This is a genomic window from Halonotius sp. F2-221B (assembly GCF_046719765.1).
Taxonomy (GTDB): domain Archaea; phylum Halobacteriota; class Halobacteria; order Halobacteriales; family Haloferacaceae; genus Halonotius.
Map to the genome: position 1 here is coordinate 1 of NZ_JABEBY010000025.1, position 23,310 is coordinate 23,310.

21 protein-coding genes, 1 rRNA gene and 1 pseudogene are annotated in these 23,310 nt (G+C 63.9%); 11 read left to right on the forward strand and 12 right to left on the reverse strand.

What is annotated here, in order from left to right; all coding sequences use genetic code 11:
- From HKK80_RS14250 to malA, 3 genes are all read right to left on the reverse strand, one after another.
- Window positions 1-197 (reverse strand): 16S ribosomal RNA (locus tag HKK80_RS14250); the annotation flags it as partial.
- A 614-nt stretch (window positions 198-811) separates the two neighbouring features.
- Entirely contained in the window at window positions 812-1,264 is a 453-nt protein-coding gene (locus tag HKK80_RS14255; RefSeq protein ID WP_411800248.1) for a universal stress protein, read from the reverse strand.
- A gap of 65 nt (window positions 1,265-1,329) precedes the next feature.
- Entirely contained in the window at window positions 1,330-3,309 is a 1,980-nt protein-coding gene (gene malA, locus HKK80_RS14260) for an alpha-amylase MalA (RefSeq protein WP_411800249.1), read from the reverse strand.
- Between the two features lie 240 nt (window positions 3,310-3,549).
- Between malA and HKK80_RS14265 the strand changes: the two genes are divergently transcribed.
- The 3 genes from HKK80_RS14265 (at window position 3,550) to HKK80_RS14275 (ending at window position 9,168) form a co-directional block, all read left to right on the forward strand.
- Complete coding sequence (locus tag HKK80_RS14265) at window positions 3,550-8,091, forward strand: glycoside hydrolase family 15 protein (protein WP_411800250.1); 4,542 nt, start codon at window positions 3,550-3,552, stop codon at window positions 8,089-8,091.
- 36 nt (window positions 8,092-8,127) lie between these two features.
- A complete protein-coding gene (locus HKK80_RS14270) occupies window positions 8,128-8,676 on the forward strand; it encodes an SRPBCC family protein (RefSeq protein WP_411800251.1) in 549 nt (182 codons plus the stop codon).
- 87 nt (window positions 8,677-8,763) lie between these two features.
- Complete coding sequence (locus HKK80_RS14275; protein ID WP_411800252.1) at window positions 8,764-9,168, forward strand: VOC family protein; 405 nt, start codon at window positions 8,764-8,766, stop codon at window positions 9,166-9,168.
- A gap of 32 nt (window positions 9,169-9,200) precedes the next feature.
- Here HKK80_RS14275 and HKK80_RS14280 read toward each other — a convergent pair whose 3' ends face one another.
- Window positions 9,201-10,862: an ATP-binding protein gene (locus HKK80_RS14280; RefSeq protein WP_411800253.1), complete on the reverse strand. Its 1,662-nt coding sequence runs from the start codon at window positions 10,860-10,862 to the stop codon at window positions 9,201-9,203.
- Window positions 10,863-10,974: 112 nt separating this feature from the next.
- On the opposite strand from HKK80_RS14280, the gene HKK80_RS14285 reads away from it, so the two are divergent.
- Together HKK80_RS14285 and HKK80_RS14290 are read left to right on the forward strand one after the other, a co-directional pair.
- Window positions 10,975-11,301 (forward strand): 2Fe-2S iron-sulfur cluster-binding protein, encoded by a 327-nt coding sequence (locus HKK80_RS14285; RefSeq protein WP_411800254.1) that lies wholly within the window; start codon window positions 10,975-10,977, stop codon window positions 11,299-11,301.
- Between the two features lie 115 nt (window positions 11,302-11,416).
- Entirely contained in the window at window positions 11,417-12,016 is a 600-nt protein-coding gene (locus HKK80_RS14290; protein WP_411800255.1) for a class I SAM-dependent methyltransferase, read from the forward strand.
- Here the strand turns inward: HKK80_RS14290 and HKK80_RS14295 are convergent, their stop codons facing one another.
- Window positions 12,017-12,784: a hypothetical protein gene (locus tag HKK80_RS14295; protein ID WP_411800256.1), complete on the reverse strand. Its 768-nt coding sequence runs from the start codon at window positions 12,782-12,784 to the stop codon at window positions 12,017-12,019. It abuts the gene before it with no gap.
- Window positions 12,785-12,944: 160 nt separating this feature from the next.
- Between HKK80_RS14295 and HKK80_RS14300 the strand changes: the two genes are divergently transcribed.
- Window positions 12,945-13,418 (forward strand): redoxin domain-containing protein, encoded by a 474-nt coding sequence (locus HKK80_RS14300; protein ID WP_411800257.1) that lies wholly within the window; start codon window positions 12,945-12,947, stop codon window positions 13,416-13,418.
- A 44-nt stretch (window positions 13,419-13,462) separates the two neighbouring features.
- Here HKK80_RS14300 and HKK80_RS14305 read toward each other — a convergent pair whose 3' ends face one another.
- From HKK80_RS14305 to HKK80_RS14315, 3 genes are all read right to left on the reverse strand, one after another.
- Window positions 13,463-14,905, reverse strand: coding sequence for a phosphomannomutase (locus HKK80_RS14305; RefSeq protein ID WP_411800258.1), 1,443 nt, complete (start codon window positions 14,903-14,905; stop codon window positions 13,463-13,465).
- Between the two features lie 90 nt (window positions 14,906-14,995).
- Window positions 14,996-15,220 (reverse strand): hypothetical protein, encoded by a 225-nt coding sequence (locus tag HKK80_RS14310; protein ID WP_411800259.1) that lies wholly within the window; start codon window positions 15,218-15,220, stop codon window positions 14,996-14,998.
- A complete protein-coding gene (locus HKK80_RS14315; protein ID WP_411800260.1) occupies window positions 15,220-15,642 on the reverse strand; it encodes a nuclear transport factor 2 family protein in 423 nt (140 codons plus the stop codon). The genes HKK80_RS14310 and HKK80_RS14315 overlap by 1 nt, the downstream gene beginning before the upstream one ends.
- Before the next feature lie 119 nt (window positions 15,643-15,761).
- Between HKK80_RS14315 and HKK80_RS14320 the strand changes: the two genes are divergently transcribed.
- Window positions 15,762-16,355 carry a HalX domain-containing protein gene (locus HKK80_RS14320; RefSeq protein WP_411800261.1) on the forward strand — a complete coding sequence of 198 codons (594 nt, stop codon included), beginning with the start codon at window positions 15,762-15,764 and terminating at the stop codon, window positions 16,353-16,355.
- Between the two features lie 20 nt (window positions 16,356-16,375).
- Here the strand turns inward: HKK80_RS14320 and HKK80_RS14325 are convergent, their stop codons facing one another.
- A complete protein-coding gene (locus HKK80_RS14325; RefSeq protein WP_411800262.1) occupies window positions 16,376-17,521 on the reverse strand; it encodes a pyridoxal phosphate-dependent aminotransferase in 1,146 nt (381 codons plus the stop codon).
- Entirely contained in the window at window positions 17,518-18,006 is a 489-nt protein-coding gene (locus HKK80_RS14330; protein ID WP_411800263.1) for an Lrp/AsnC family transcriptional regulator, read from the reverse strand. The genes HKK80_RS14325 and HKK80_RS14330 overlap by 4 nt, the downstream gene beginning before the upstream one ends.
- A gap of 118 nt (window positions 18,007-18,124) precedes the next feature.
- On the opposite strand from HKK80_RS14330, the gene HKK80_RS14335 reads away from it, so the two are divergent.
- The 3 genes from HKK80_RS14335 to HKK80_RS14345 all read left to right on the forward strand — a co-directional run bounded on the left by HKK80_RS14335 (window position 18,125) and on the right by HKK80_RS14345 (window position 19,395).
- The gene (locus HKK80_RS14335) at window positions 18,125-18,550 is read left to right on the forward strand and encodes an EamA family transporter (protein WP_411800264.1); all 426 of its coding nucleotides are present in this window, start codon (window positions 18,125-18,127) and stop codon (window positions 18,548-18,550) included.
- Window positions 18,551-18,587: 37 nt separating this feature from the next.
- Complete coding sequence (locus tag HKK80_RS14340; protein WP_411800265.1) at window positions 18,588-19,157, forward strand: molybdenum cofactor biosynthesis protein B; 570 nt, start codon at window positions 18,588-18,590, stop codon at window positions 19,155-19,157.
- A gap of 61 nt (window positions 19,158-19,218) precedes the next feature.
- Window positions 19,219-19,395, forward strand: coding sequence for a hypothetical protein (locus HKK80_RS14345; RefSeq protein WP_411800266.1), 177 nt, complete (start codon window positions 19,219-19,221; stop codon window positions 19,393-19,395).
- A gap of 140 nt (window positions 19,396-19,535) precedes the next feature.
- Here HKK80_RS14345 and HKK80_RS14350 read toward each other — a convergent pair whose 3' ends face one another.
- Entirely contained in the window at window positions 19,536-21,719 is a 2,184-nt protein-coding gene (locus HKK80_RS14350) for an amino acid permease (RefSeq protein WP_411800267.1), read from the reverse strand.
- A 514-nt stretch (window positions 21,720-22,233) separates the two neighbouring features.
- On the opposite strand from HKK80_RS14350, the gene HKK80_RS14355 reads away from it, so the two are divergent.
- Window positions 22,234-22,809 (forward strand): hypothetical protein, encoded by a 576-nt coding sequence (locus tag HKK80_RS14355; RefSeq protein ID WP_411800268.1) that lies wholly within the window; start codon window positions 22,234-22,236, stop codon window positions 22,807-22,809.
- A 63-nt stretch (window positions 22,810-22,872) separates the two neighbouring features.
- Here HKK80_RS14355 and HKK80_RS14360 read toward each other — a convergent pair.
- Window positions 22,873-23,310: pseudogene (locus HKK80_RS14360) on the reverse strand (hypothetical protein); the annotation flags it as partial.

Sequence of the window (23,310 nt, forward strand, 5' to 3'; positions counted from 1 at the left end):
GCATCACTTTTCGACGACGCCGCATTCCAGCTGGCGTCGAGTATCGGCTGTTAGCCTCAGTTTCCCGAGGGTATCGCCGACTGAAGGGGAGCTTGGCCACGTGTTACTGAGCTATGCGCCGCGAGTCTAAACTCGCTCAACTAGCATGGCTAAATCGAATCCCAATAGCAATGTCCTCCGGCAGGATCAACCGGAATGTGTCCAGTTGTCTCAGAGAGACAACTGGGGGTTGGCGGGAACGATCCCCTGACGGGGATCGGTCACCAAATGTGTCTCATTGCATGGTCTGTGTTCGGCGCCACGCGAGCGATCGGGTGGCACCGAACTACCAAGGCTAACGTCGGATCCCGGCTTACGGCGTACCGCAGGGGTGGGATCCCCATATCTTCGGATCTGAACGTACCCGACTGGGCCGTATAAGCCCGTCGGATCACTCGTGGACTGTCGTCCACTCAATCCATGCGAGTGCTGACCGATTCGAACGGTCGGCGGCTCGCGGTGTGTTTTCGCTGCATTCCAGTCGAACGCCCTGTTATACTTAAGGGCATTGTTTTGAACTGGGAGCCGTCCGGCGATTCCGGACGGCAATGGTTGAGCGTGTTTCCACACACGACCAGTGCATTCTACCGAAGACGGGGTTTATACAAAAGGCCTCTGATACAGTCCGAGATTCGAAAACAAAGCAGGAAGTTCAGCCGTTCGTCACGTCAGCAACGACACCAACCCATGAGAAGTGAACACATGGGTGATTGTGTGCTGACCGCTCACATGGCATCGTCCTCGACACCGCTGCGGGAGACAACACGACCGATTAGTCGGCATCGACCGGTGTTTTCACGACGGTCACCGGCCCGTCGGCCATCGTCACAACGCGTTCGGCGACACTCCCGAGCAGGCTTCGGTACTCCCCTGCGCGATGCTTCGAGCCCATGATCGTCAGATCGATCCCGGCGTCATCGACGTAGGCGAGAATCTCCTCGTGGGGGACGCCGTGCCGGATGGTCGATTCGGTCTCGACGCTGGCCTCGGCGGCCTGCTCGACGATCGCCGCGATGGCATCCGCACCAGCCTGTTCAAGCGCGGCCTCCAAGCCCTCAAACTCGTGGACGTACTCATCGCCCGGGTACGAGCTGTAAGCGTCGGAGTCGACAACATAGAGCACGTGCAACGCGGCGTCATACCGCTGTGCGGCGTCGATCGCGTGGGCGGTCGCCTGGTCGACACCGGGGCTCATGTCTGTTGGCAGGAGAAGTCGGTCGTACATACATCGTCCTACGACGGCCAGCGTCAAAACTGTCGGTGGCGAAACCAAAAAACGAGACGGCGAGCTTAGTCGGCGGCTTCGAAGACGGCCACGCTGTCGACGGTCAGCCCCGCCTCGGCGGCGCGGGACTCCCCGGAGACGAGATCGGTCGCATCAACGGTTTCGTCAACGCCGACGACCGTCTCGCCCTCGCCGAAGTTGAGCACGACGATATAGCGGTCATCACCGCTCTCGCGGCCGAAGGCGACGACCTCATCCTCGTTGTCGGCGTCGTAGTCGATCCGTTGAAGATCGCCGTTGGAGCTGAGTGCCGGATACTCCTGTTTGAGGTCGATCAGCTGATCGTAGTGATCGCGGATCTCATCGCGGGCGTGATCCCACGCCAGGTGGTCACGCCGGCCGCGCTGGCCGAGTTCCTGGCCGCCGTACAGCATCGGCACGCCGGGCAGGGTGAACACCGCGCCCGCGGCAGCCTTTGTGGCGGCATCCCCGCATTCGACGATGTAGCGGCTTTCGTCGTGGTTCTCCATGTAGAGCATGAAGGCAGCGTGATCGGGGAACGCAGACCGCTGGCGGCCCTCAACAGCGTCGAGAATCGCTTCGGCGGGCTGGTTGCCGTCGCCGACCTGCCGGAGCGTGAAGTAGGTCGTCGTATCGAAGTGGATGTCGAACATCCCCTCGTGGAAGTCGGCGATATACGGGATCGTCTCATCCAGCAGCAGGAACTCGGGGTCGATGGCCTTCAGCCGCTCCCGCATCTCCTTCCAGAAGGACTCGGGGACGGCCCACGCCATATCACACCGGAAGCCGTCGGCGACTTCCGCCCACGTGTCGAGGGCTTCGAGCAGGTGCCGGCGGACTTCGAGGTTGGTGAAATCGAAGTTGGCGATAAACTCCCAGCCGAAGTAGGTGCCCGGCTCGCCGTTGTCCTGCCATTCGTACCAGTCGTAATACTCCGAGTCCGGATTCTGATAGGCGTCCTCGAAGTACGGATGGTCACGCGCGGAGTGGTTGAGCACGAGGTCGAACAGCACCGACATCCCACGGTCGTGAGCGGCGTCGACAAATGACTCGTAGTCCTCGCGGTCGCCGAGGTCGTCGGCGATGCTGAAGAAGTCGGTGATGTTGTAGCCGTGTGGCGCGCCGTCGTGCTGGAGCACGGGCGTCAGCCACAGACAGTCGACACCGAGTTCTTCCATGTAATCGAGGCGGTTTTCGAGGGCTTCGAACGTCGTCTCGGCCTCGTCGTCGTCGGCCGCGTAGCCGCGGACGTAGATCTCATAGAGGGTGACTTCCTTGCCCCACTGCGGCGGGTCGTACAGCCGGTGAACCGCGAAGTCGCCCTCGTCGCCGAGGCGGTCGATGCTGACGGCGTCGGCAACGCTGTAACTGTCGCCGATGGCAACGCCGTGCACACGCAGTTCGTCGTCGATAACGTCAAGCGGCGCGCGGAGTTCGTGGCCGTCGATGGTGACCGCGGACTCGTCGACGCCGTCGCGGTCGTCAAGCAGGAACTCGACATCGAGCTCGTCGGCGTCACGCGAGGAGTCGGGATGCGGTTTCGGTGTCGCCGTGATGACGGCTTCGTCGTCAACGATGTCGCCGTCAAGCCGGATTCGCGGGCGCCCTTCGCCCTCGCCCGCTGACTCACCGAGTGCACCCGAGCCGGAGCCCGAGGCAAAGCCGCTCCCACTGCGTTGGATGCGAGCGGAGCCGCTTTGGCCGCTGTACCCGCTGTAGCCGCTGTACCCACTGTAACCGCTGACGCCGGTCGCACCGGTGCCCTCCCCTGTCGGCTGATAGGAGCTGGGGAAGACCCGGATTGTCTGATCGAAGGTGTCGGTCGGCGTCGTCAACGTCGCCACGTACCGCCCCGGGGCGTCGGGGACGAAATGCTCGACCGGGTCGTCACCGAGAGTGGTGTCGCTGTCGATCGGTGCATCGGTGATCGTCCAACTGTAGTCGGCATCTGGGTCGGGATCGCGGGGAGCTAACTGCACAGCATCCCCAACGGCAATGAACTGCGGCTGCCCTGGATGGTTCATACTCGTACGTACGCAGAGGGTTACTTTGGTCTTATGTATTTGCAAGATACGATGTTCGACTGTTTGACCTGTAGTAACGAACCGCCAAATGGCCTGTAAATCGGTTGAAACGGGTGGTATCCCCACAGGCCAGTGATCAAATCTGCGGCGTGCTGTGTCACATTTGTTCATTATCATGGACGAATATCGGCGAACGCAAAGCCGCCAATACTTAGTTGTGGACAGCGAATCCCCACCTACATGCGACTCCGCACCGCGCTCAACGAGTTCAAACGCAGCCGCGATGGTCGGTTTCCGGCGGAGTGCCGAACCATCGACGGTGCGTTTTCGGCGCACGGGGATCGGCTCGTCTACGTCGATCCTGATGGCGGGCTCCAGGACTACTCCTCACCGCTGTCAGGCCTCTATGGCATCGATCGGGCACGACTCGGCATCGAAACCGAAACCGATACCCAGTGGTTCGACGAGTTCTCCACGGTTCGCCAACACTACTACCGGGAGACAAACGTCGTCGAAACCGAGTACGCCGCCGACGGGTTCACCGTCCACCAGTACGACCTTACCTTAGGGCGGGCCCACGTCACCCACATCGAGCTCCGGGGTGCGATCCCACCGAACGCCGAGCTGACGGCGTTTCTCACCTTCGCCCCCGAGGGCCAGGAATCACAGGTCGGCCGGCTCATCCATGACGGGGCCGGCCCCAACGACACCGATGTCGTCGAGATCTTCCACCGCGGTGAACACGATTACGTCACCGCCTCGACCGGCATCATCGACGTGCGGGGCCAGATCCCCGAACGCTTCGAGGAAATTCTCTCCGAGGAAGCCTACGAGTTCCCGCGTGAGGCCGTCATCAACCGCTTCGAGGACACCCACCTCAGCGGCGATGTCGTCGTCAACGCCCCCTTAGAACAGAGCGGCCGGGCGGCCAAAACGACGATCGTCACCCAGCTATCGGATCACGAGACAGTCGATCGGGAAGCCGCCCTCGCGGATCTCCGGCAGTGTGCGGCCGGCCACCGGAGTGCCGACGACATCCGGGCGGCCGGCCGCCAGCGCGCGGAGGTGTCGGTGCCGGAGTCGGCACCCAACGGTAACGTTGTCCGAGAGGATCTGCGCGCGCTCTCGTTGCTGAAAGCCCCGACCGGGGCCCACGTCGCCGCCCCGGAGTTCGACCCCTTTTATGCGCACTCCGGCGGCTACGGCTACACCTGGTTCCGCGACGAGGCGGAGATCGGTCGCCACCTCCTGACGGCGGATTCGCTGTTGGATCTCGACCTCCAGGAGTCGCTGGCATCGACCGCGGAGTTCTTCTGTGAGACACAGGAAGCCGACGGCTCGTGGTCACACCGCGTGTGGGCGATGGATGGCTCGCTCGCCCCGGGGTGGGCCCACGGCCGCATCGAAGGTGGCAACGACGACTACCAGGCCGACCAGACCGCAAGCGTGGTCGGCTTTCTTGGGCGGCTGTTGACCGAACGCGGCGAGACGCTCTCGGAGCCGCTGCGGGAGGAGATCCGGGCGACGATCCGAGACGGGGTCGGCGTGCTCGACGAGACACTGGCCGACGACGGCCTACCCGTGGCCTGCCAAAACCTCTGGGAGAACATGACCGGGCGGTTCAGCCACACGGCGGCGACCTATCTCGCGGCCTACGTGGCGGTCGCCGATGCCCCGGTCGAACCCGAACTCCAGTCGCACGCGCGAACCCAGGCGAAGACGGTTTTCGACGGCCTCGATCGGTTCTGGAGTAAGACCCGTGAGGCCTACGGGATCCGGCTCAACAACAGCGGGAAGCTCGACGACCGGATCGATTCAGCCACCTTCGGGATCGTCGAGGCGGTTGTCAGCTACGACGAACTCGTCGACGACGAGCTGTCGTCGGCGACCCTCGACCGGCTCAGCGATCACGTCCAACACGTCTTCGACGCGCTGTACCGCGATCCCGAGGACAGCACCGTCGCCGGGCTTGCACGCTTTGAGGGCGACACCTGGCGGTCGGAGGGCCAACAGGGCGAGAAGATCTGGACGCCCTCGACGGCGTGGGGCGCGGTCGCCGCAACCGAACTCGGCGTCCTGCTGTCAACATACGACCGCGAGGACGACGCTGCGGAGTGTTTCGATCAGGCCGGGACGCTGTACGAGCATCTCCTTCCAAACGGGCCGCTGACAACGCGGGCCGGCTATCTCGCCGAGCAGGCCTTCGATGACGGCACCGTCGACAGCGCGGCCCCGCTGGGGTGGTCGCACGCCCTCCGTCTGCGGGCGACGGCGACGCTGCGGGAGCAGAACGCCCTGCCGCTCATCACGCCCGCGCCATCCGGCCCGGAGAGCCGGCCGCGGTGGACGACCGGCGAGAAATACGGCGTGGCGACGGTCGCCGACCACGACAACGACGACGCCTCGAAGGTGTGGTTTACGCTCACCGAGGGCGCGCTCACCGAGGCGCGGTTCCCGCGGGTCGACCTGATGAATCTGCGAACCGTTGATTTCGTCGTTGCCGACGCCGGCAAGACCGCCGACTACACCGCCCGCAGCCACAACGAGACCCGCACCGACGACGACACCGAAACCATCGACCGGCGGGTCGAGCCGGCCGACGACGACGCGCTGCTGTTCCGACATATCATCACCGAGCAGGGCGATGGTCGCGGCCACGAGTGGACGCTGACCGTCGAGTACGCGATCGATCCCGACCACGACGCCATCGTCGCCGACATCGATTTCGAAAGCGACGACAAAAACACGTACGACATCTACGCTGTCGCCGACATCTCGCTGACCAACACCGGCACCCGGGATCGTGGCTACCGGCTCGGCGAGCGCGGCAACTACCATCTGGCCGCCCGGGACGCCGAGGCCTACGATACCGGGGCTGAAGCCCTGTTGACCGACGAGGACGGTGATGTCTACAGCGTTGCCATGGCGATGACGACGCCGAACCAGTTCGAGTGGGCAACGGTCGGCGCGGCCGGCTCCGAACACCTCGCGGAGCTGTTCAGCAAGGGCGATCGACCGCTGCCAAACGACCGCCTCGATGACGACAACATCGTGCTTGCGGGCCTGCTCGGCTCGGGGACAGCGGTCGGCGAAACGCTGGCGATCGGATTCGGTAACAACGCCGACACCGCCGCCGCACTCGGCGAGGCCGAAGGCGCGTTGGCGACCGGCTACAACGACGTGCGGGCGGCCTACCGCGAGACGTGGCAGGACTTTCTCGCCGACAAGGAGATCCCCGAGTTCGTCGTCGACGACGAGATGCTCTACAAACAGTACAAAAGCTGTCTGATGGCCCTCCGGGCCGTCGAGGACAAAACCTATCTCGGCGCGGGAATCGCCAGCCCCTCGGTGCCGTGGGGTGAGGCGGTCACCGCCGACGAGCCGAAAGGGTACGGCTACAACTTCGTGTGGTCGCGGGATCTGTATCAGGTCTTTACCGTCTTTGCGGCGATCGGCGACCACAAAACCGCGACCGACGCCCTCCAGTACATCTTCGAGTACCAACAAGACGAGGAGGGATTCATCCCCCAGAACACCTACGTCAACGGGCTCACCCGCTGGGGTGGCGAGCAGATCGACAACATCTCCTTCCCGCTGATCATGGCCTACCAGCTGGCCGAGGCGGGGATCGACTTCGAGGAGGTCAGCTACGACTATATCAACGTCAAGCGGTCGGCGGATTACGTCGCCCGCAACGGCCCGGCGACCGCCCAGGAGCGGTGGGAGGAGGAGGCCGGCTACTCACCCTCGTCGATCGCCGCCGAGGTCGCCGGATTGGTCAGCGCGGCCGACATCGCCATCGACGAGGACAACACCGGCGACGCGCTCGTCTGGCTTGCGTTGGCCGACGACTGGGCCGCCCGCGTCGAGGAGTGGTGTGCGACCGAAACCGGCACGCAGCTCCACACCAACACGCCATACTACGTGCGTGTCACGCGGGACGGCAACCCCGAGGCCGGCCATCTGCGGACGCTGGCAAACGCGGGGCCGACACTCGACGAGCGAGAGATCATTGACGGCGGCTTCCTTGAGCTGACGCGACTGGGCATCAAACCACCAGACGACAACGTGATCGAAAACTCGCTGGTCGAGGTCGACGAGACGATCCGGCTGGATACCCCCCAGGGCCCGGCGTTTTACCGCTACAACGGCGACGGCTACGGTGAGCGCGCGATGGGCGAAAAGGGCGCGCCGTGGTCAGTCCAAACCAAAGGGAAGGGTCGGCTGTGGCCGATCTTTACCGGCGAGCGCGGCGAGTACGAGCTGTTGGCCGGCACCGACGATGGCGAGCTTGCCCCGCGGAATCTCTTGGAGACGATGGCCCGATTCGCCAACAGCGGCCGGATGATCGCCGAGCAGGTCTGGGATCGCCACATCGACAACGAGTACAACTGGGATATCGGTGACGGCACCGGGTCGGCGACGCCGCTGGCCTGGAGTATGGCGCAGTTCATCCGGCTGGCCCACGGGATCGCCGAGGGCGAACCCGTCGAGACGCCGACGGCTGTCGACGATCGGTACCGACGCGGACAGCGGCCCGCCGGGCCGACGCTGTCGGTCGAGCGGCAGGTCGCAAAGGATGAGCTGACGATCACCGGTGAGAGCGACGGCGCGATCATCGCGGCCAGTGCCGGTGGGGAGTCAACAACGGTCGCTGTCGACAACGGAACGTTCGAACTGACGCTGCCGATCGGCCACGGGAAGACGATGATCACGGTCGCCGCTGCGACCGACACCGATCTCAGAGCCGCCGGCACGACGGTCACGCAGTTCACCATCTGACCGGGTGTTTTTGCGGTCGGCACCCCTACAGACGGTATGGCAACCTACAGCCGCCGGACACGGATCGACGCACCCTTGGAGGCCGTCTGGGCGTTTCACGGGCAGATCGATGGCCTCGAAGCGTTGACGCCGGGCTGGATGGGGCTCAGCGTTGATGGCGTTGTCGGCCCTGATGGCGACGCCGATCCCCCAGCGCTAATCGAGGGCAGCGAGATCACGATGGCGAGTCGCCCGTTCGGCGTCGCCCCCGAAAGCCGATGGCTGTCGCGGATCGTCGCCCGCGAACACGGTGAGGGGTATCGGATGTTCCGCGACGACATGCTCGGCGGCCCCTTCGCGCTGTGGATCCACACCCACGAGTTCTACGGCGACGGCGAGGAGACCGTCATGATCGACACCGTCGACTACGAACTCCCGGCCGGGCCGGTCGGCCCACTGGTCGATCGCCTGGCGGTCGTCGGCTTTGAGCCGATGTTTCGGTACCGACACCGGCGAACACGGGAGCTGCTCGAAGGCGGCGACTACCCGGAGTGGATGCCATCGGTGGATGACGACGACTCCCACACAGCCACCGCCGATTCGTGAGCGACGTACTGACACGAGAGCGACAGAACGCGCGCCGAGCGGTCAGCCACCAGTACCGCTTAGTCGATTCAGCACAGTGAGACAGCCATGACGATCGACGTTGTCGACATCGATCACGTCGCCATCCGCGTTCGTGATCTCGACGAATCACTGCGGTTCTACCGCGATCTGCTCGGCCTTGAGACGCGTGACAGGGATCGGTTCGAGGACGGCGGGGTGCCCTTCGTCGCTGTCGTTGCCGGCGGCCGACATATCCATCTCGTCCCAACCGACAGCGACATGGATGTCGGCGGCGAACACATCTGTCTGTTGGTGCGATCAGATACGGTCAACACGCGCGAAGAGATCGACGCCCTGATCGACGAGATCGAGGCCGCGGGCTACACCGTCGAAGCGGGCGAACCCTACGAGCGGTACGGTGCCTACGGCAACGACTGGGCGATCTATGTCCGGGATCCCGACGGGCGACGGGTTGAGCTCAAGCTTCACTAAGGCGACCCACGACCGCGGCGGCGCCACCCGAATCAGGGATCGAAATCGATCCGGAACGCCGCGCCGCCGGCCTCGCTGTCGCCGACACTGATCGCCCAGCCGTGGCCCTCGACGATCGTTTCGACGATCGATAGCCCAAGACCGGTGCCGCCGCCACCGGTGTAACCGTGCTCGAAGATCTCGCTTTGCTCGGCAGGCGGGATCCCCTCGCCGTCGTCGCCGACAACAACGCCGTCATCTGTCGCTCGAACGGCCACTGTCACATCCTCGCCGACGTGGTCGATCGCGTTGCGGAACAGGTTCTCGAAGACCTCCTGGAGCCGTGTTGGATCAGCCTCGATCAGATCCATCGACTCCAAGCCCTCGGTTTCCAGCGTTGCGGTTGGCGTGTCGACACCGTCCCACGCGTTGCTGACGATAGCGTCGACCGCAACCGGCTCGGTGTCGCCGACCGCCCGACCCTCACGGGCCAGTGTCAACAGCTCATTCAACATCGTCTCCATGCGCTCGGCGGCCTCGATCGCTGGATCAAGGCGGTCGACATCACCGGTCTCCGAAACCAACTCAAGATAGCCGGTGACGACGCTGAGTGGGTTTTGGAGGTCGTGGCTGATAACGGAAGTAAACTGTTCGAGCCGTTCGTTCTGGCGTTCGAGTTCGGCGCGACGGCGGCGACGGCGTTCGGTGTAGCCGATGAACTCGCCGACGGAGGTCAGCTGTTGGCGCGCCGAGGCAGACCACCGGCGGGGGGTCGCTGTCGTCACCACGAGCGCGCCGGCCAGCTGCCAGTCGATGACGATCGGCACCGCCAACAGCGTGCCAACCTCGGCGTCGAAGGCCGCGTCGTCAGTCGTTGCGTCATAACAGACGGCTTCGAACTGGCTCAGCTGCTCCTCGAAGCCGGGGAACTCCGAATCCGGGATCTCCGCGTCGGCCAGGAGTTCGCCGGTGGGGTCGTCGGGGGCCTCGGTGTCACGCCAGCCGAAATCCTCGGTCAGCAGCCCGCGTTCCTCGTCGTAGTGGTAGAGCAAACACCCCACCGCCTCAAGATCGGTCGCCAGCGACTGGAGTGCCCACTCGATCTTGACGTCAACCTCGTCGTCAGCCGCGCTCATCAGCGACCGTGAGACATCGAGGGTTGTCTCGCGGATGTCGAGTCGGTGGGCAGCCACGAGCGATTCAGCACGGGTTTTCAGCCCGATGACCCCATCTGTTGGATCGGCAGCAGCTGTCGACGCCGACGGCTCCTGGACGGCGACGGCGTCGGCCGCAAACGACTCAAGCTCGCTGGCTCCCCTGGACTCACTGTCGCCGCCGGGGTCAGCCGCGGGATCGACGGCCGGCTGATCGCCGATATCAGACCACGCTGTCGGGTCGCTGGCACCCGATTTGTAGACGACATCGTCGACACCGAGCCGGAAGGCCTGCCGCACCGTTTCGGCTGTCGGATCGGCAGCAAACAACACAAACGGCGCGTCAGAGGAGGCCGTCAGCGACTCATACACCGACTGCCACGGCGTCTCCGGCAGCGACGGCGAGACAACAACACAGTCGACATCGGTGTCGGTGGCAGCCGCACCGCTCTCGACGGCCGTCACCGTCCACGCCGGCTCAAAAGCCCCGCGAACCGCCTCTCGGCAGTTCTCGTCGGCGTCGACATACAACAACTGCAGCGACGCCTCCGCACTGCTCATGGCGAATCTTCGGCCCTCGGTGGTATCAATTTTCCTGTCTCGACCCGCCGTCGCCGACACCGTTGCGGCCACGGCAACGGATTCAGGTCGCTGCGGCGAGAACAGCCGGGTGATGAGCGAGTCCTATCGTGTCGTCGTCACAAGCGAGGGCACCGAAACCGAGCTCTCGGTGCGCGCCGGGAGGACGCTCCGGGAGGCGTTGCTGGCGGCTGAGTGCTCGCCGTACGGCCGGCTGTCCGAACACGCAAACTGCGGCGGCCGGGGGCTGTGTGCGACCTGTGGGGTGCGACTCGCTGACGGCGACGAACCCGACCACTGGCACGACCGGCTGGCCGCGCGGTTCGGCTACCCGCGGCTGTCGTGTCAGGTGACCGTCGACCGCGAGCTGCGGGTCGAACTGCTGGATGACAAACTGGTCTGGGGCGGTCGCGAGTCGTAGGCCGACTGAGTAGCGATCGCCGGCTGAGTGTCAATCGCCGGCTGAGTGTCAATCGCCGGCTGCGTGTCGATCCTTGGGGGCGACAACTCATTGCGGGTGCGCCCATAGCTGTCGTATGGAACCCACCGAGCGACAGGCCGCATGGGAGGCACTGTCGACAACCTATGCCGACCGGCGTGACCCCGATGGCTCTGATGCGGCCCTCATCGACGACCTGCGTGAGCACTGTCCGCCGGATCCGACGATCGTTGACATCGGCTGTGGTGACGGTGCGCGCACGCTGGCGAATCTCCCGGCTGAGAGCATCGGGATCGACTTTGCCCGCACCGGCCTCTCACTGGCGGCCGACACCGTCCCCGACGCACGACTGGTGCAAGCCGATATGCGACACCTGCCGCTGGCTGAAACCGTCGCCGACGGGCTGACCGCCTACCACGCGGTCTTTCACGTCCCGCGGGCGGAACACCCCGATGTGTACGCCGAGTTCGCTCGGGTGTTGCGACCGGGTGGGGTACTGTTGAGTACGCTTCCCGGTGGTCGCTTCGAGACGGTGCGGCGCGGCTGGATGGGCGGCGAGATGTTCTTTTCGGCACCGGGACGCGACCGCACGCTGGCGCAGTTGCAGACGGCCGGCTTCGAGATTCTCGCCACGCCGACGGCGACCGATCCACTCGGCAGCAGCACCGAGTTTGTCCTCGCCGAATACACCGGGTAGCTACCCCTGCTCAGTTGGGCGTGAACAGCGAAGACAGAGGGTGCTGTTGGCAACCCAGTTGACATCGCGGGAGCCACAGGCCGGACACTGGTGGTGATCGGTCGCATACTCGGTCGTTCCACGCGGTGCAGCGAGAACACCCGCATCAACACAGCCGTCGACCAACGACGGGAATCGCTGGCGTTTGTATTCAGCCCGAGCGGCCAGAAAATCTCCTGGATCGGATGGATCTGCTCCGTGAAGATCCGCCCACTCAATGGCGATCTCGCCGTTATCGAGGGTGCGAGCGAGCTGTTGTGCCGGCGCGGCCGCGGCCAAGAAGAGCGGTGTCGCCCCAACCGTCTGGGGATCGGTTGTCTCGTCGGCCGCCGCTCGGTAAGCGTCGGCGGCAGCGGTATAGGCGTCGGCGGCCCCCTCCAGCCCACCGGCAACCCGGAAATCGGCGGCCAACTCGTCGAAACAGGCGGCCTGGAGCGGCGTTGCCATCGTCGCGCCGAGATCACCGACGAGAGCGATCCCCGCGGTGGCGCGGCGGGTCGCGCGCGCTGGACGGTCGGCGACGCGATAGCAGAGCGCGGCCGTCAGCAGATGGCGGGGGCCGTCACCGATCGATCCGCGGTCGTCGGGGGCAAACGGTGCCAGATCGTCACGGGGGTCGGCAAGCACTGACCAGCCAGCCCGGGTGTAAGCGTCGCCGGCCGCCTCGTAGCGTCGATCGGCGAGTGCGGCGACCGCCGCCGCGTAGTGGCCGTTGTCGTTGGTGTGCATACGACACCTATGACCGCGACCGGGACAACAGTTGCTATGATTGCGTGGTGAGACGGGGAGCCGGAGACAAACAGACCGACAGTGTAGCGAGAAGTGGTTGCGTGTGCGATCTAGTGGCACAACGGGCTTATGATGATTGCACCCATCGCACCGAGTGCCTATGGTTTCAACCGGAGACACCGCCCCCGACATTTCCGCAACGATCGGGACAAGCGACCACGAGGATTTTGAACTGTCCGACTATCTCGGTGACGGCCCCGTCGTGTTGGCCTTCTTCCCTGGCGCGTTCACGCCGCCGTGCTCAAACGAGATGGTCGCCCTGGAGGAACACCTCGATGGATTCGAGGACGCCGGGGCGACCGTCCTCGGCCTCAGCGCCGACTCGGCGTTCTCGCTGGGCGCGTTCACCGACGAGTACGACCTCTCCTTTACGCTCGTCAGCGATATGGCCGGCGACGCCATCCGCGACTACGGCCTTGAGATGGAGATCCCGGATCTCGGCCTCTACGGCATCGCCAACCGCGCGGTCTACGTGCTCGACGAGGATGGCACGGTTACCTACGACTGGGTTGCCGACGAGCCGACCGACGAGCCCGACTACGCGGAACTCGTCGCCGCCGCCGAAGACGCCTAACGCGACCCGGAGTTTTCACCGTATTTTTCCGCCGCAGAGAGCCGTCAGTCCGCCCCACCGCCAGCGTCGGCGACGGCGGCTTCGATCCGCTCGGTTGCGGTTTCGACAAGCTCGTCGACCGACCCACTTTCCGCATACAGACGAATGTAGGGCTCGGTGCCGGAGGGTCGGACGAGCAGCCACGAGCCATCCGGCAGGGTGAGCCGAACCCCATGCTCCAGCGACACCGTCGCGTCGGGAAACGCCTCTGGCAGCGACGATTCCAGTGTCGTCATCGCCGCGGCTTTGACCCCGTCCGGACAGTCGACGCTGACCTTCCGGTAGGGGCGTTCGGTGATCGGTTCGCGGAGCGCGTCGAGTCCATGGGTTGCAACAAGGCCAGAAAGGAGTGCCGCGCTGACCACACCGTCGATCCAGCCACCAAACGCAGGGTGGATATGTTTCCACGGCTCGGCCGCAAAGACGACCTGTCCGCCGTCACGTTCGGCGGCAGCGATCCCTTCATGCAGCGCGCCGAGACGCACCCGCTCGACGCGGCCGCCGGCGGCGGTCACCTGCTCATCGATCCGGCCGGAGGCGTTCGGTGTCGTGACGACAACCGGGTCGTCGCCGCGGTCGGCAGCGGCAGCGTCGTTGCCGGCGTCGTCGCCCGAGACCGCACGGCGGGTGTAGTACCCCGCCAGCATCGCCACCACGCTATCCTCATGGATGATCTCGCCGTCACCATCGAGGATGACGATCCGGTCGGCGTCGCCATCATGGGCGATCCCCAGATCGAACTCGCCGTCGGCGACGAAGGCCCGGAGATCACCAAGCGTCTCTGGGGTTGGCTTGCTCGGTCGGCCCGGGAACCGGCCGTCAACGTTGGCGTTGAGCGCGACGACAGTTGCCCCAAGGGTATCCAGCACCTGTGGTGTTGCCAGCGCGGCCATCCCGTTGCCGCAGTCGACAGCGACGCGCAGGCCATCGCAGGTGGCCGACTCGCCGTCGGTTGGGAGCTGCTCGCGGACGGACGCGGCGACCGCAGCCCGGTAGTCGGGCAGTGGCTCGCGGTGTCGGGGGGACTGCCACGCGTCAAAATCGGCCGGGCGGGACGCGTCGTCGACAAGCGCTTCGATCCGGGCCTCCCGATCGTCGTCGAACTCCTGGCCGTCGACAAAGCATTTAATCCCGTTGTCGGCCGGCGGATTGTGCGAAGCCGTGAGCATCACCCCGTAGCGACCGCGGGATTCGAATGCCAGCGTCGGCGTCGGGACGGTGCCGAGTCGGATCGGGATCGCCCCCGCGGCCGCGACCCCAGCCTCCACCGCCGCAGTGAGGGCCGGCCCCGTCAGCCGACCATCTCGGCCGATGACGATTTCCGGGTCGGAAGCGGTCGACTCCTCGACGGCGAGACGACCGACCGCGCTCCCGACCGCGAGGGCGACCGCCGGGGTGACCGTCTCGACGACCGAACCGCGGATGCCAGCGGTTCCAAACTCGACCATACCGGCTCAATGGGTTGCCCCACTTAGTGTTCAGCGATCCGCGCGCGACAGCGTGGGGAGCGTCGCGTCGAGTACGGCAGTAGCCGTTTCTCACCGCAGCGATGATCGATAGTCAGCGAGATTCCGCAACACAAACCACAGCAGGGCGACGCCAACCACGAGCCCGACGGCGATGACGACAGCCAACTGCAGCGGTGTCGGATCGACCTGCAGCGCCATCAGCCCCATCGACGCGGCGACAAGGAAGACAAACCCGATCTTGAGCCGCGTGTTCGCGGTTTCCTTCTCGTCGTCGGTGAGGCTTGAGCCGACCATCAGTCGTCCCAGGAAAACAGGTCGTCCTCGGCGTTCTGCAGCTCCTCGCTGGCCGCCGAAACGTGCAGGGAGACAAACTGCCAGGTGCCATCCGGATTTGCTTCAAGCGTCCCCGTCCACCGGGTGTCGAACTCGTAGTCGGTATCGAGGGTTGTGTCCGTCCACGCCAGCGTCAGCCGGTCGTGAAACCACGCAAACGACTCGCGGGTGGTGACCGACGGGTCGGCGTCCTCGACGCGCCAGTCGGTCGTTGTCGCCGTCTGTTCGGCCAAGGCGTCGGCGACCTCGGGGTAGCCGACCAGCTGCTCGCTGAGGCCGACCTTGACCGTCGACAGCGACTCCGCAAAGAACGGCGACAGCGGCTCGCTGGCTTCCAACGCCTCGTAGTAGGCCGTGATCAGCTCCGCGGCGTCCTGCTCCATGTGTGGTGGTACACCGGTGGGGGCTTGAAAACACTGTTTACGGCCCGTCACCGGAAGGGGTATTTTCATATATCCTCGGCTACCATACCCTCTATGAGCGACGAGGGATCCATCGAGATATGACTGACGAACCCCCACTCGTACTTGTTGTCGAGGACGAACCTGACCTTGCTGATCTGTATGCCACCTGGCTCCGGGCGGACTACCGTGTTCGAACGGCCTACGGCGGCGAGGAGGCCGTCGAACAGCTGGACGACGAGATCGATGTCATCCTTCTCGACCGGCGGATGCCCGGGCTCTCCGGCGACGAGGTACTGGAGGAGGTTCGCGACCGCGGGATCGATTGTCGGGTGTCGATGGTGACGGCGGTCGAGCCGGATTTCGATATCATCGAGATGGGGTTCGACACCTACCTTGTCAAACCCGTCACCCGGGAGACGCTCGAAGAGACGATCGAGGATCTGCTCTCCCGGAACTCCTACGAGGAGGGCGTCCAGGAGCTGTTTTCGCTCTCCTCGAAGAAAGCCCTCCTGGAGTCCGAAAAGAGTCAATCCGCCCTCGCCGACAACGAGGAGTATCAGGAGCTCACCGAGCAGATCACCGAGCTCCGAGACCAGCTTGACGACACGTTGGATGCCTTCACCGACCACGAGGATTACGCCGGCTTCTACCAGGAGTTCGACGAGGCCGACGACGAGGTTTCCTTCGAGTAGGCGTCGATCGCAGCTGTCGACTACCGGTCAGCAACAAAGGATTCGATCCGGTTCATCGCTTCTTTGAGGTCACGCATCCCCGTCGCATACGAGATGCGGAGATGGCCCGCCCCGCCGGGGCCGAAGACGCTGCCGGGAACGACGGCAACGCCCTGTTCCTCTAGGAGGTTCTCGGCGAAGGCTTCGTCGTCGCCGCCGCAGGCCGGGAAGGCGTAGAACGCACCTTTGGCGGTAAAGCAGTCCAGCCCCATCTCCTCGAACCGCGAGAGAACGAACCGCCGCCGTCGGTTGAACGCGGTCGCCATCTCGGTGACGCTGTCCTCGCAACTCCTGAGGGCCTCGATGGCGGCGTACTGCGCGGTTGTCGGCGCCGACAGCATCGTATACTGGTGAACCCGGTTCATCGCCTCAATCGCGTCGGCCGGCCCCATCGCGTAGCCGAGCCGCAGGCCGGTCATCGCATACGCCTTCGAGAAGCCGTTGATGACGACCGTTCGCTCCCGCATGTTCGGCATCGTTGCGATCGAGGTGTGGTCGCCGTCGTAGGTGAGCGCGGCGTAGATCTCGTCGGCGATCACGTCGATCTCGTTGTCGACGCAGAACTCGGCGACAGCGGCGACCTCCTCGGCGTCCATCACCGCGCCGGTCGGGTTGTTCGGGTAACAGAGGATGAGCGCGTCGGCGTCAGCTGCGCCAGCCTCTCGCAGGGCCTCCGGCGTCAACACGAAATCGTTCTCGGCACCGGTCGGCACCGGCAGTGGCTCACCGCCAGCGAAGCGGACGCCCGGCTTATACGAGATGTAGGTCGGCTGGTGGACGGCGACGGTATCCCCGGGATCGACGAAGGTGCGAAGCGCGAGATCGACCGCCTCGCTTGCGCCCGTCGTTACGAGGATCTCGCTGTCGGGATCGTACTCGTGGTTCCACTGCGCGACGTGGTCGGCGATGGCCTCTCTGAGTTCGAGTTTGCCGCGGTTGGCGGTGTAGGAGGTCTTGCCCGCCTCCAGGGAGTGGATCGCGGCGGTGCGGGCGGCCCACGGCGCGGAGAAATCCGGTTCGCCGACGCCCAGCGAGATCACGTCGTCGCGCTCCTCGGCGAGTTCGAAGAATTTTCTGATTCCGGACTCCGGCGTATCGGCAACGCGGTCGTTCGGCTGCAGCGTCATGGCGACACAGAGAGGCGATCGTCGTCGTCGCGGTCGCCGAAGTCGATGCCGGCCTCCTTGTAGGTCTCCATGATGAAGTGGGTCACCGTCTGGGTGATCTCCGGAATTGGCGCGATCTGCTCGGAGATAAACTGGGAGACAGCCTGCATCGACTCGCCGGTGACCTCGATCGCAAAGTCGTAATCGCCGGAGACGAGTCGGAGGGATTCAACCTCGGGGAACTTGGCGATCCGATCGGCGATCTCCTTGTAGCCGGTTTCACGGTCGAGTTCGACGTTGAGCTCGACGAAGGCAGCGACGTGCTGGCTGTCGGTGTTGTCCCAATCGATAACCGCCTGGTAGCCACGGACGGTGCCGTCGGACTCCAACTCATCGAGCAGGCCCTCGACCGTCTCGGTGTCGGTGCCGAGCTGGCGGGCGATATCCTCGACATCCTCCCGCGCATCGGTCGACAGCAGCGACAAGAGCTCCTGTTTCTCGTCCATACATGTGGTGGGGCCCCCGGTTGCATATCATTTGCGACACCCGGTCGGAGATACCGCCGGAGGCGGTGACGCAGCCGGCATCCAGAACCGCTATCATTGCAGCGACCCGAACACGGATATGAGCTATCTGCCGTGGGCACTCCTGGCCTTAGTTGGATACACACTCGTGCCTGTGTTGTTGCGGGTGGCAACAACCGGGCCGAACGCGGTGCCGAGCGACGTGGCCATGTTGCTCACGAATGGGTTGTTGATTGGCGTCGTCAGCACACTCGTCGTCGTCACCGATCAGCCCGTAATGACACATGTTCGTGGGCCGAATGCCGGCTACATTCTCGCCGCCGGAGTTTGTCTCACAGTGGGGATCTTGGCGTACTATCGCGCGTTAGCCCGTGGCCCGGTCAGCGTCGTGACACCGATCTTCGGGATGTTTCTGGTGACGAGTTCGATCCTTGGAATCGCTTTCCTCGGGGAAGCACCGACACCGCGAAAGCTGGCTGGCATCGTGTTGGCGGTCGTCGCCGTCGCGCTCGTCAGCATCGAGTAGCCGCCATCGTTTTGCGATCGGCGACCGCACAGCCGGTATGACCGACAGCCCGGCACCCACACCGACGACCGATCCCGCCCGCCGAACGACCGACGACCACGGCCACGATCTCGTTTCGCCGCTCCAGGCGGCGATCCTGACGGTCTCAACATCGCGGGCCGAAGCCGACGACGCCGACGACCCCGGCGGCGATCAGATCGAATCGCTGTTTGCGGAGGCCGGCCACCGTGTCGTCGCCCGCCGGCTCGTCGCCGACAGCGTCGGCGAGATTCAACGCGCCCTCGATGAGCTTCTCGACGACGACACCGTCGATCTGGTCGTCACCACCGGCGGCACCGGCGCGACCATCGACGATGTGACCCCCGACGCGGTCAGCGAGCGATTCGATCGGGAGCTGCCGGGGTTCGGCGAGCTGTTTCGGCAGCGCTCCTACGAAGAGATCGGGACGCGGACGATCGCAAGCCGGGCGACCGGCGGGATCGCCCGCGATACACCCGTCTTCGTCCTCCCGGGCAGCACCAACGCGGTCACGCTGGCAACCCAGGAGATCATCCTCCCGGAGGCTGCCCATCTCGTTGGGCTGGCAACGCGGCATCTGGTCGAGTGAACCAGACCGATCGGATGACGGCGATCGGGAGAGCTATCCCTCTGTCGTGCTACCACGACCTATGAGCGACGATGGCTACTGCCGGCTCTGTGGCGAGGCGGTTCGACTGGGGGCCATCGCCAGCGAGCAACGGGCCTGCTGTCTCAACGCGACGACGATCGCGGGCGTCTGTCCGACTCACGGGCCGCTCGGGCCACACCACGTTGTTGACGAGCCGATAACAACACCCGATGAGTGAGTCGTGTCCATCCGATGAGTGAGTCGTGTCCAACATGTAACGGCGACCGCGCGGTCGATACGGGGGTCACGCTGAGCGCGCGGCTGGCACGGCAGTCATGCCGAGCGCGCAGCCGGCACGGCAGTCACGCTGAGACGCGGTCACGGGCTGAACGTGAGCCGTTCCAACAGCCGGCGACCCAGCGGCGGCCGACGCGACTCGTGTGGGTAGACCGTGATCGCCGTACAGCCCGGACTCGGGAACAGCGGCCCGGCGTCGCCGACGGCGCTGCTGAGGCGGCTGACCTCGCCGCGGCGGATCAACACCCCCGGCGTCGAGGGCTGGCCGCCGTCGGTGCTGATCGGTTCGGCCGACACCGGCACCGACAACAGCCCCGAAAGCGCCGACTGGTAGTCGTCGATCGTCCGCTCGTACTGGTCGGTGCCGGGCCGACCGGCGGGATGCCACAGCGTGACGTTGCCGTCGTTGGCGTCGGCGAGTGCTCCCGCGAGATTCACCGACAGCGGCGGGTAGGGACCGCCGTCGCCGGCAACCGCGATCCGCGCCGGCTCCTCGTAGCCGAGGTTATCCACGAGGAACACGTCACATGGCGCGTGGCGGACGACCCAGTCGATGGGGTCGCCAAACAGCCGCGAGCGGAGCCTGAGCGGCTCGTGTTCGGCGATGATCGTGTCGACGCTGCGGCTGTCGGCAAAGTTGACGACGGCGTGTTTCGTGTCGTGGCTGACGATCTCATCGGCTTCGATATCGACGTGTAGCGCCGCTGCGTAGTCGTCCATCCGGGTTTCGAAGGAGCGATCCGCCGAGGATTGGATGGTTCGCTCCTCGGTGAGCGGCACCTGATCGGCCACCTCCTGAAACCGGACGGCGACGACGCGGCCGTCGTCGGGCCGAACGGTGTCGGCGGCCAGCGCGACCAGCGACCGCTCGCGGTCGGCGTCGAGCTCCTTGGTGAGCGCGAGCAGCACCTCCCGTGGCCGCTCGTCGACGGCGGATTCGGTGTCGGCAATTACGTCCCGGCCGACGCGCCGCCGGACAGCGTCGGTCGCTGCCCCCTCGCGGTCGACGCGCGGACTGGCGTACAACAGATACCAGACGAGGCTGCCGAGGATGATGGCGACCGCACCAACGAGTGCGGTCGTCCCCATCTGGGTCAACAGCAGGAGCCCGCTGGCCGCGCCAAAGATCTGCAGCCATGGGTACAGCGGCGAGGTGAACTCCGGCTCGTAGGTCATACTCCCCTCCCGAAAGGCGACGACAGCGAGGTTGATCAGCGCGAACACGAGGATCTGGAACGCGCTGGCGAGTTTGGCGATGTCGAGGATCGGGACAAAGGCGATCAACATCAACAGCACCGCGCCGGTGAGTGTGATCGAGGTGACGGGCGTGCCAAACCGCTCGCTGACCGTCGACAGCGACGGCGGCGCGAGCTGGTCGCGGCTCATCGCAAAGGGGTACCGCGATGACGAGAGGATACCCGCATTAGCCGTCGAAACGAGCGCGAGGATCGCCGCGAGGATGACCGCGCGGACGCCCCACTCGCCGAGCGTCGCTTCCGCGGCGACGGCAACGGGCGTCAGCGAGCCGGCGACGCTGCCGGGATCGGTGACGCCGACGAGGACGGCGACGATGGCGACGTAAAGTACGGTTGTAAACGCCAACGAGCCCAGTATCCCAAGCGGGATGTTTCGGCCAGGGGATTCGATCTCCTCGGCGACGCTGGCGACCTTGGTGACGCCGGCATAGGAGACGAACACCAGTCCGGTGGCCTCCAACAACCCGAACAGGCCGTCGCCGAAGAAGTTCGCGTAGTTGGCCGCCCCCACCTGTGGCGCGCTGCCGGCGGCAAACCAGCCGAGGGCGGCCAGCATGACGACGACGATGATCACCTGGAGGCGACCGGTCTGTTTCGCGCCGACGAGATTGACGAGGATAAGCACCGTCGCCAACCCCAACGCGACCGGCTGCAACGGGAGATCAAAGATGAGCAGCAGGTAGGGAACACCGCCGACGAGCGCGAGCGCGCCCTTAAACGAGAGCGAAAACCACGTGCCGACGCCGGCGATCGTCCCCAACAGCGGTCCCATCCCGCGTTCGATATAGATGTAGGTGCCGCCGGCCTCCGGCATCGCCGTCGCCATCTCGGATTTCGAAAGGGCGGCGGGGACGACAAGCAGACCGGCCAGCAGATACGCGAGGATCACCGCCGGGCCCGCGATATCAAGGGCGAGGGCCGGCAGAATGAAGATCCCGCTGCCGATCATCGCGCCGATGCTGATCGCCAACACCGACAGCAGTCCGAGGTCGCGTTCGAGTTCCTTCATCGAGGGTGTAGCTATCGCCGGCTTGGTGACGCATCCGTATAAAAAAGGCGATTCTATTGACGAACCGTCAAAATATAATCCGAATATAAGGTATATTGACATTGATAGGGGACTATAGGCGCGGATCTGTCACTGCCGTCCTGATTCCACAGTGGCTCTTGCCAAAGACAACGCGACCTGTTTCAGAGTTGGAAGACCGATCTGTGCGAGATACAGGAGATGTATTCAGCACAATGGCTTCGCCTATTTCGTGTCGAATCTGATGATATATCCGGCCGGTAAACGTGCGACTGTAGTTGAATTCAGAACCTATAGATGAAGTTGCTTTATTCAATAAACTAATATTATATTCATATTTGAGACAGGTAGAAACCTTAGCTGTCAGTTCGCGCGTCTGATCGACCAGCCATTTCAGGCAAGAATGTGTCTGAAGGATAGGATTTCAACAGAGCCAGCATGTTGTTCATGCTGATTCGCAAGAGTCAGGTGACTATGCGGAGAATGGAATATTACTGTGACAAGTGCTGAGAGTGAGGCCGAGACCCGTATCATCGAGGACGGTGTTGAGTATACGCCCCATTCGATGATGCACAAAGCCATCGTCCGTATGGATCCGACAAAGTTGGAGATGGTCGATGGGTTTGAACGTAGCAAAAGCGGGTACAAATTTGTTCCCGAAGGCTCAAATGTGCGGGTGATGGTGAATGGCCGCGACTGGAGCGAAAAGCGGATTCTGGTGTACGGTTGTACCTCAACAAAAGAGGCCGAGGGGTACGTTGATACCATCATGAACCGCGTGAGAGACATCGGCCATGAGATAACGCTGGTCAGCGAACCGGACATTACCAATATCGCTGTCAGTGGTGATCTCAACACGCAACTTCAGTTAGGCGATCTCAGCGTCAAGATTAGCCAACAAGGATTTGATGTTGATTACGAACCGGAACAGTTCGCAGCCGTGATTGTACAGATTGAAGAACCCCCAGTTACCGCTTTATTATTCTCAACGGGGAAGTTTTCCCTCCAAGGCCTGACCAGTCTTGATGATATTGAGCCGGTGATTACACGCATCCAATCACTCATAGAGTGAAAATCTACAGATACACGCCCTCGCGTTAACGTAGGTAAGAACGGTATGCCGGAGCTATGATCGTTACGAGAAGTCGTTTAATGTGCTTTCTCCACCTATATTTTCCTCACCAAAGTAATCAGCCGACCATTCTGTCGCAGCGTCAAGATCCTGTAGCATCACCTCTGATTCGAACTCTCCATCAAGTCGTTGATGCGTCATAACCTGTCGCATGTCTTCTAATTTTTCGACCGACATATCCTCAACTCCGACCGCATTAAGCACCGCTTTATTCAGTTGTTGTTCCGCATCAGGTTCCCCCTCAAACAAGTCATCAGTTGCCTCTCGAATCGCATCACACTCTTCCTCAGAGAACTCTCGAATATCGGGCACAGGAATGCCCGCTACCTCATACGTATTTAGCTGTAGCACACCATTTCCTTCAACGCTCATCTGTAGCGATGAGTACTTCTTTTGTGAACGGAGCTCGTAACTGGTCTCAAGATGGTCAGCAGAGAGAGC

Bases quoted from the DNA above. Each gene is read 5' to 3' on its own strand.
- HKK80_RS14255 (WP_411800248.1), bottom strand. From the start codon at position 1,264: ATGTACGACCGACTTCTCCTGCCAACAGACATGAGCCCCGGTGTCGAC.
- malA (WP_411800249.1), bottom strand. From the start codon at position 3,309: ATGAACCATCCAGGGCAGCCGCAGTTCATTGCCGTTGGGGATGCTGTG.
- HKK80_RS14265 (WP_411800250.1), top strand. From the start codon at position 3,550: ATGCGACTCCGCACCGCGCTCAACGAGTTCAAACGCAGCCGCGATGGT.
- HKK80_RS14270 (WP_411800251.1), top strand. From the start codon at position 8,128: ATGGCAACCTACAGCCGCCGGACACGGATCGACGCACCCTTGGAGGCC.
- HKK80_RS14275 (WP_411800252.1), top strand. From the start codon at position 8,764: ATGACGATCGACGTTGTCGACATCGATCACGTCGCCATCCGCGTTCGT.
- HKK80_RS14280 (WP_411800253.1), bottom strand. From the start codon at position 10,862: ATGAGCAGTGCGGAGGCGTCGCTGCAGTTGTTGTATGTCGACGCCGAC.
- HKK80_RS14285 (WP_411800254.1), top strand. From the start codon at position 10,975: ATGAGCGAGTCCTATCGTGTCGTCGTCACAAGCGAGGGCACCGAAACC.
- HKK80_RS14290 (WP_411800255.1), top strand. From the start codon at position 11,417: ATGGAACCCACCGAGCGACAGGCCGCATGGGAGGCACTGTCGACAACC.
- HKK80_RS14295 (WP_411800256.1), bottom strand. From the start codon at position 12,784: ATGCACACCAACGACAACGGCCACTACGCGGCGGCGGTCGCCGCACTC.
- HKK80_RS14300 (WP_411800257.1), top strand. From the start codon at position 12,945: ATGGTTTCAACCGGAGACACCGCCCCCGACATTTCCGCAACGATCGGG.
- HKK80_RS14305 (WP_411800258.1), bottom strand. From the start codon at position 14,905: ATGGTCGAGTTTGGAACCGCTGGCATCCGCGGTTCGGTCGTCGAGACG.
- HKK80_RS14310 (WP_411800259.1), bottom strand. From the start codon at position 15,220: ATGGTCGGCTCAAGCCTCACCGACGACGAGAAGGAAACCGCGAACACG.
- HKK80_RS14315 (WP_411800260.1), bottom strand. From the start codon at position 15,642: ATGGAGCAGGACGCCGCGGAGCTGATCACGGCCTACTACGAGGCGTTG.
- HKK80_RS14320 (WP_411800261.1), top strand. From the start codon at position 15,762: ATGACTGACGAACCCCCACTCGTACTTGTTGTCGAGGACGAACCTGAC.
- HKK80_RS14325 (WP_411800262.1), bottom strand. From the start codon at position 17,521: ATGACGCTGCAGCCGAACGACCGCGTTGCCGATACGCCGGAGTCCGGA.
- HKK80_RS14330 (WP_411800263.1), bottom strand. From the start codon at position 18,006: ATGGACGAGAAACAGGAGCTCTTGTCGCTGCTGTCGACCGATGCGCGG.
- HKK80_RS14335 (WP_411800264.1), top strand. From the start codon at position 18,125: ATGAGCTATCTGCCGTGGGCACTCCTGGCCTTAGTTGGATACACACTC.
- HKK80_RS14340 (WP_411800265.1), top strand. From the start codon at position 18,588: ATGACCGACAGCCCGGCACCCACACCGACGACCGATCCCGCCCGCCGA.
- HKK80_RS14345 (WP_411800266.1), top strand. From the start codon at position 19,219: ATGAGCGACGATGGCTACTGCCGGCTCTGTGGCGAGGCGGTTCGACTG.
- HKK80_RS14350 (WP_411800267.1), bottom strand. From the start codon at position 21,719: ATGAAGGAACTCGAACGCGACCTCGGACTGCTGTCGGTGTTGGCGATC.